This is a genomic window from Burkholderia sp. WTPI3 (assembly GCF_021483755.1).
Classification (GTDB): Bacteria; Pseudomonadota; Gammaproteobacteria; order Burkholderiales; family Burkholderiaceae; genus Burkholderia.
The window spans coordinates 40124-47029 of the sequence record NZ_JAGIXF010000060.1; the positions used below are offsets into that span (position 1 = coordinate 40124).

General features: G+C 66.3%; 6 protein-coding genes. All 6 read left to right on the forward strand.

The window, feature by feature from the left end:
• Positions 1-13: 13 nt before the first annotated feature.
• On the forward strand, positions 14-1399 hold the full coding sequence (locus J7024_RS26540; RefSeq protein WP_124826866.1) for an L-serine ammonia-lyase: 1386 nt from the start codon (positions 14-16) through the stop codon (positions 1397-1399).
• Between the two features lie 15 nt (positions 1400-1414).
• Positions 1415-2659, forward strand: coding sequence for a sarcosine oxidase subunit beta family protein (locus J7024_RS26545; RefSeq protein ID WP_006480591.1), 1245 nt, complete (start codon positions 1415-1417; stop codon positions 2657-2659).
• Between the two features lie 25 nt (positions 2660-2684).
• Positions 2685-2999: a sarcosine oxidase subunit delta gene (locus tag J7024_RS26550; protein ID WP_124826867.1), complete on the forward strand. Its 315-nt coding sequence runs from the start codon at positions 2685-2687 to the stop codon at positions 2997-2999.
• Positions 2996-6007, forward strand: a complete 3012-nt coding sequence (locus tag J7024_RS26555) for a sarcosine oxidase subunit alpha family protein (RefSeq protein WP_124826868.1) — start codon at positions 2996-2998, stop codon at positions 6005-6007. The genes J7024_RS26550 and J7024_RS26555 overlap by 4 nt, the downstream gene beginning before the upstream one ends.
• The gene (locus tag J7024_RS26560) at positions 5997-6626 is read left to right on the forward strand and encodes a sarcosine oxidase subunit gamma (RefSeq protein WP_124826869.1); all 630 of its coding nucleotides are present in this window, start codon (positions 5997-5999) and stop codon (positions 6624-6626) included. The genes J7024_RS26555 and J7024_RS26560 overlap by 11 nt, the downstream gene beginning before the upstream one ends.
• The coding region (locus J7024_RS26565) for a dihydroneopterin aldolase (RefSeq protein ID WP_234745604.1) at positions 6623-6906 on the forward strand (284 nt) is incomplete at its 3' end. The genes J7024_RS26560 and J7024_RS26565, both read left to right, overlap by 4 nt.

Consider the following 6906-nt stretch of genomic DNA (forward strand, 5'->3'; position numbering starts at 1 on the left):
CAGAGGAAGTCAGATGAACGTCAGCGCGTTCGACCTGTTCAAGATCGGTATCGGCCCGTCCAGTTCGCATACGGTCGGCCCGATGATCGCCGCCTGCCGCTTCGCGTCGCATATCGAAGATGCGAACCTGCTCGGCTTCGTGCGCCGCGTGCGGGTCGAACTATACGGCTCGCTCGGTGCAACGGGCAAGGGCCACGGCACCGACAAGGCCGTCTTGCTCGGTCTCGAGGGCCATCTGCCCGACACGATCGATCCGGACCTGATCGAGCCGCGGCTCGCGGCGATCCGTGCGGAGAAGTCGCTGTCGCTGCTCGGCAAGCAGACGATCCGCTTCGACGAGAAGGAAAACATCGGCTTCTATCGCAAGCTGATGAGCGGCACGAGCATCGTGCATCCGAACGGGATGCGCTTCCAGGCGTTCGACGAGCACGGCCAGCTGCTCGTCGAGAAAGAGTATTACTCGGTCGGCGGCGGCTTCGTCGTGAACCGCGACGGCGATCGCGTGAACGGCGTGCGCGCGGCGGCCGAAGTGCCGTATCCGTTCCGCACCGGCGACGACCTGATGCGCCAGTGCCGCGAACACGGCCTGTCGATCGCCGAACTGATGCTGCGCAACGAAAGCGCGCTGCGTTCGGCCGACGAGGTGCGCGCCGGGCTGCTCGCGATCTGGCGCACGATGGCCGCATGCGTGGAGCGCGGCTGCAAGGTCGAAGGCGAACTGCCGGGCCCGATGCGCGTGAAGCGCCGCGCGGCCGAACTGAACGGCCGCCTGCGCGCGCGTTCGGAGGAGTCGCTGCGCGATCCGCTGTCGATGCTCGACTGGGTCAACCTGTATGCGATGGCCGTCAACGAAGAGAACGCCGCGGGCGGCCGCGTCGTCACCGCACCCACCAACGGCGCGGCCGGCGTGATTCCCGCCGTGCTGCACTACTACGTGAAATTCGTGCCGGGCTCGAGCGAGGCCGGGATTGTCGAATTCCTGCTGACGGCCGCGGCGATCGGGATCATCTACAAGGAAACCGCGTCGATCTCCGGTGCGGAAGTCGGTTGCCAGGGCGAAGTGGGCGTTGCGTGCTCGATGGCCGCCGCCGCGCTCGCCGCGGTGATGGGCGGCACGCCCGACCAGGTCGAGAACGCCGCCGAGATCGGCATGGAGCACAACCTCGGCATGACCTGCGACCCGGTCGGCGGGCTCGTGCAGATTCCGTGCATCGAGCGCAACGCGATGGGCGCGATCAAGGCGCTCAACGCGTCGCGCATGGCGCTCAAGGGTAACGGCCAGCACTACGTGTCGCTCGATTCGGTCATCAAGACGATGCGCGAGACAGGTGCGGACATGAAGACGAAATACAAGGAAACGTCGCGCGGCGGTCTTGCCGTGAACGTCATCGAATGCTAACGAAGGATCACTAACATGAGCCGCTACTCGATATTCAGCCTGTTCCGCAACGGCCTCTCGTATCACGAGAACTGGGAAAAGCAGTGGAAGAGCCCGGAACCGAAGAAGGAATACGACGTCGTGATCGTCGGCGGCGGCGGCCACGGCCTCGCGACCGCGTATTACCTCGCGAAGGAGCACGGGATCACGAACGTCGCGATCCTCGAGAAGGGCTGGATCGGCGGCGGCAACACCGCGCGCAACACGACGATCGTGCGCTCGAACTACCTGTGGGACGAATCGGCCGCGCTGTACGAGAAGGCGATGAAGCTGTGGGAAGGGCTGTCGCAGGATCTCAACTACAACGTGATGTTCAGCCAGCGCGGCGTGATGAACCTCGCGCACACGCTGCAGGACGTGCGTGACACCGAGCGTCGCGTGAATGCGAACCGGCTGAACGGCGTCGACGCCGAATTCCTGACGCCCGCGCAGATCAAGGAAATCGAGCCGACGATCAACCTGAACAGCCGCTACCCGGTGCTCGGCGCATCGATCCAGCGCCGTGCGGGCGTCGCACGTCACGACGCGGTGGCCTGGGGCTTCGCGCGCGGCGCGGACCGCGCCGGCGTCGACATCATCCAGAACTGCCAGGTGACAGGCATTCGCCGCGAAGGCGGCGCGGTGGTCGGCGTCGATACGGTGAAGGGCTTCATCAAGGCGAAGAAAGTCGCGGTGGTCGCGGCCGGCAACACGACGACGCTCGCCGACATGGCCGGCGTGCGCCTGCCGATCGAAAGCCACCCGCTGCAGGCGCTGGTGTCCGAGCCGATCAAGCCGGTGGTCAACTCGGTGATCATGTCGAACGCGGTGCACGCGTACATCAGCCAGTCCGACAAGGGCGATCTCGTGATCGGCGCGGGTATCGACCAGTACACGGGCTTCGGTCAGCGCGGCAGCTTCCACATCATCGAAAGCACGCTGCAGGCGATCGTCGAGATGTTCCCGGTGTTCTCGCGCGTGCGGATGAACCGCCAGTGGGGCGGCATCGTCGACGTGTCGCCGGACGCCTGCCCGATCATCACCAAGACCGACGTGAAGGGCCTGTATTTCAACTGCGGCTGGGGTACCGGCGGCTTCAAGGCGACACCGGGCTCGGGCTGGGTGTTCGCGCACACGATCGCCCGCGACGAACCGCATCCGCTGAACGCACCGTTTGCACTCGACCGCTTCTACACGGGTCACCTGATCGACGAACACGGCGCTGCCGCCGTCGCGCACTAACCCCCGCACTGAAGGAGAAAGAAACATGTTGCTGATCGAATGTCCGTGGTGCGGGCCGCGCGCCGAATCCGAGTTCACGTGCGGCGGTGAAGCCGACATCGTGCGCCCGGTTGCGAACGAGAACATGACCGACCGCGAATGGGGCGAGTACGTGTTCATGCGCGAGAACAAGCGCGGAATTCACCGCGAGCAATGGCTGCACACGCAGGGTTGCCGCCGCTGGTTCAAGGTGACGCGCGACACGGTCACCTACGATATCAAGGGCTACGAAAAGTTCGGTGGGGCTGCCGTCAGTGGCGCAGCCGCCGGCAACGCACACGAAGAGGGCACGAGCAAATGAGCCAGAAAGACCGCCTCGGCACCGGAGGCCGCATCAATCGCGCGATTCCGTTGACGTTCACGTTCAACGGCCGCACGTATCAGGGCTTCCAGGGCGACACGCTCGCATCCGCGCTGCTCGCGAACGGCGTGCATTTCGTCGCGCGCAGCTTCAAGTACCACCGTCCGCGCGGGATCGTGACGGCGGACGTCGCGGAACCGAATGCCGTCGTGCAGCTCGAAACCGGCCCGTACACGGTGCCGAATGCGCGCGCGACCGAGATCGAGCTGTACCAGGGCCTCGTCGCGACGAGCGTGAACGCCGAACCGTCGCTCGAGAACGACAAGTACGCGATCAACCAGAAGCTGTCGCGCTTCATGCCGGCGGGCTTCTACTACAAGACCTTCATGTGGCCGCGCAACATGTGGCCGAAGTACGAAGAGAAGATCCGCGAGGCCGCCGGCCTCGGCAAGGCGCCTGAAGTGCTCGACGCCGATCGCTACGACAAGTGTTACGCGCACTGCGACGTGCTCGTGGTCGGCGGCGGGCCGTCGGGCCTCGCGGCCGCGCATGCGGCGGCCACGGCAGGCGCGCGCGTGATCCTCGTCGACGACCAGCGCGAACTCGGCGGCAGCCTGCTGTCGTGCCGTGCGGAAATCGACGCGAAGCCGGCGCAGCAGTGGGTCGAGAAGATCGAGGCCGAGCTGCGCAAGTTGCCCGACGTGACGATCCTGTCGCGCAGCACCGCGTTCGGCTACCAGGACCACAACCTCGTGACGGTCACGCAACGCCTGACCGATCACCAGCCGGTGTCGATGCGCAAGGGTACGCGCGAACTGCTGTGGAAGATCCGCGCGAAGCGCGTGATCCTCGCGACCGGCGCGCACGAGCGTCCGATCGTGTTCGGCAACAACGACCTGCCGGGCGTGATGCTCGCGGGCGCGGTGTCCACCTACATCCATCGCTTCGGCGTGCTGCCGGGCCGCAACGTGGTCGTGTTCACGAACAACGATCGTGCGTACCAGACCGCGCTCGACCTGAAAGCGTGCGGCGCGAAGGTGACGATCGTCGATTCGCGCGCATCGTCGAACGGTGCGTTGCCGGCGGCGGCAAAGCGGCAGGGCGTGACGGTGATGAGCGGTGCGGTCGTCACGGCCGCTTCGGGCAAGTGGCGCGTATCGTCGGTCGACGTCGCGTCCTACTCGAACGGCAAGACGGGCGGCAAGATGCAGTCGTTGCCGTGCGATCTCGTCGCGATGTCGGGCGGCTTCAGCCCGGTGCTGCACCTGTTCGCGCAGTCGGGCGGCAAGGCGTGCTGGAACGACGAGAAGGCGTGCTTCCTGCCGGGCAAGCCCGTGCAGGCCGAGGCGAGCGTCGGTGCGGCCGCGGGCGAGTTCGGTCTCGCCCGTGCGCTGCGGCTCGCGCTCGACGCGGGCGCCGAAGCGGCGAAGGCCGCGGGCTACACGGCCGCGCAGCGCCCCGTCGCGCCGCAGGTCGCTGAAACCGTCGAAGGCGCGCTGCAGCCGTTGTGGCTGGTCGGCAGCCGCGAGGCTGCGCCGCGCGGGCCGAAGCAGTTTGTCGACTTCCAGAACGACGTGGCCGCCGCCGACATCCTGCTGGCCGCTCGCGAAGGTTTCGAGTCGGTCGAGCACGTGAAGCGCTACACGGCGATGGGCTTCGGCACCGATCAGGGCAAGCTCGGCAACATCAACGGGATGGCGATCCTCGCGCAGGCGCTCGGCAAGACGATTCCGGAAACGGGCACGACGACGTTCCGCCCGAACTACACGCCGGTATCGTTCGGCACGTTCGCGGGCCGCGAAACGGGCGACTTCCTCGATCCGATCCGCAAGACGGCCGTGCATGAATGGCACGTCGAGCACGGTGCGATGTTCGAAGACGTCGGCAACTGGAAGCGGCCCTGGTATTTCCCGAAAAACGGCGAAGATCTGCACGCGGCCGTGAAGCGCGAATGCCTCGCGGTGCGCAACAGCGTCGGCATCCTCGACGCGTCGACGCTCGGCAAGATCGATATCCAGGGTCCGGACGCGGTGAAGCTGCTGAACTGGATGTACACGAACCCGTGGAACAAGCTCGAAGTGGGCAAGTGCCGCTACGGGCTGATGCTCGACGAAAACGGTATGGTGTTCGACGACGGCGTGACGGTGCGCCTCGCCGATCAGCATTTCATGATGACGACCACCACCGGCGGCGCGGCTCGCGTGCTGACGTGGCTCGAGCGCTGGCTGCAGACCGAATGGCCCGACATGAAGGTGCGGCTCGCGTCCGTCACCGACCACTGGGCGACGTTCGCAGTGGTTGGCCCGAAGAGCCGCAAGGTCGTGCAGAAGGTGTGCCAGGACATCGACTTCGGCAACGATGCGTTCCCGTTCATGAGCTACCGCAACGGCACCGTCGCAGGCGCGAAGGCGCGCGTGATGCGGATCAGCTTCTCGGGCGAACTGGCCTATGAAGTGAACGTGCCGGCGAACGCGGGCCGCGCGGTATGGGAAGCGCTGATGGCGGCCGGTGCCGAGTTCGACATCACGCCGTACGGCACCGAGACGATGCACGTGCTGCGCGCGGAGAAGGGCTACATCATCGTCGGACAGGATACCGACGGGTCGATCACGCCGTACGACCTCGGGATGGGCGGCGTCGTCGCGAAGTCGAAGGACTTCCTCGGCAAGCGCTCGCTGTCGCGCTCGGATACGTCGAAGGAAGGCCGTAAGCAGTTCGTCGGCCTCTTGACCGAAGACGAACAGTTCGTGCTGCCGGAAGGCGCGCAGATCATCGCGAAGGACACGCAGGTGTCGGCGACCGATCCGACGCCGATGCTTGGCCACGTGACGTCGAGTTATTACAGCCCGATCCTGAAGCGCTCGATTGCGCTGGCCGTGGTGAAGGGCGGTCTGAACAAGATGGGCGAGAGCGTCGTGATTCCGCTGGCCAACGGCAAGCGCATCACCGCGAAGATCTCGAGCCCGGTTTTCTATGATACGGAAGGGGTGCGCCAGCATGTGGAATGAAACGAGAAACCAGACGCCGGTGGCGGGCGCGAGCGTGACGCTCGAATCGCCGCTCGTCGGCGCGGCCGATGTGCTGAAGCCGCACCAGGCGCGCGTATCGAAGAAGTTCACGCTGCGCGAGCGGCCGTTCCTCGATCTCGTGAACGTGCGCGGCGAGCTGAGCGACCCGGTCTTCGTCAGCGCGTTCGAGCGCGTGGTCGGCTGCCGGCCGCCGGCGGCGCCGAACACGGTGGCGCGCGGCGCGGAGTACGACGTGCTGTGGCTCGGTCCTGACGAGTGGCTCGTGCGCTCGAACGGGCCGGTGCAGGCCGGCGTGCTCGAGGGCCGGCTCGCGGAGGCCGTGCAGGGTCTGTATGCGGCGGCCGTCGACGTCGGCAGCGGCTACACGGTGGTGGAAATCAGCGGCGAACGCGTGCGCGACGTGATCGCGCGCGGCTGCCCGCTCGATCTGCATCCGCGCGTGTTCAAGCCGGGCCAGTGCGCGCAGTCGCACTACTTCAAGTCGCCGATCACGCTGATCCCGACCGGCGACGATACGTTCGAGATCGTCCTGCGTCGCAGCTTCGCCGACTATTTCGTGCGCATCATGCTCGACGCCGCGGCGCCGCTCGCATCATGAAGCCGTTCGACGAACCGTTCGTGGCGATCGAATCGCCGCGCCTGCGCGGGCGCGGCTGGAGCGTGTTCGTCGACGAATTGAAGGTGCCTGCGCGGATCGGCATCCATGCTCACGAGCACGAGGCGCCTCAGCCGATCGTGGTCGATGCGCGGCTCGGGTATCGCTGCGAGCCGAGCGAGCAGGGCGAGTGGATCGACTACGACGGCTACTGCGCGCGTCTCGCGTCGTTCCTGTCGCACAAGCCGCATACGCGGCTGCTCGAAACGCTGGTCGCCGACAT